The sequence below is a fragment of the Vibrio sp. Vb2131 genome (assembly GCF_033338535.1).
GTDB classification, from domain to species: Bacteria; Pseudomonadota; Gammaproteobacteria; order Enterobacterales; family Vibrionaceae; genus Vibrio; species Vibrio alginolyticus.
This window is the reverse complement of the sequence record NZ_JAWOSW010000186.1, coordinates 1-507: the sequence shown is the minus strand read 5'-3', so window position 1 is coordinate 507 and position 507 is coordinate 1. Positions and strand designations below refer to the sequence as shown.

At 45.6% G+C, this 507-nt stretch carries 1 pseudogene; it reads left to right on the top strand.

Going from position 1 to position 507, the window contains the following annotated elements:
* A pseudogene (locus R7E38_RS23450) lies at nucleotides 1–507 on the top strand (TMAO reductase system sensor histidine kinase/response regulator TorS); the annotation flags it as partial.

Here is a 507-nt window from a genome sequence, read left to right as displayed (position 1 = left end):
TGCAAATGCTCTCTAATGCGCAAAATGAGCAAGAGAGGAAAGAAGCCGGGCGAGTGTTGTTCGAACAACTTGAATCGCTGTTGACGCACATTAAAGAGCTAGGCGGTGAGTCGTTTGATTCAAAACTGCTCGATGCACTTGAAAGCAACGTTCAGAATGTGATCAATAACCTCGCAGAGCTTGGTGTCACGGTTGAAAGAAAGTTGTGGCTCGCGAAAGAAATTGATACTCGTGTTGAAGAAATGCGCCTGCTGAGTGAAGAGTTGGAACAGCTCACTCGCACTCAAGTGCAAAACACCAGCACGATTGCGGTTGCTAACGTAACCCACATTTATGACCTGTTAGAAGCGAACAAAAAAGACCAAGTCTATCAAGCGCTCGATGCTTTGGTTGAAGTCGATCTTGACCTAACCGAGCGTCTGCACGAGCTGCATCTTCTCGCATTTAAAATGCTTAATCAAATTGAAGAAGCACGCACTCTGACCAACGTTGATCGTATCCAACAAA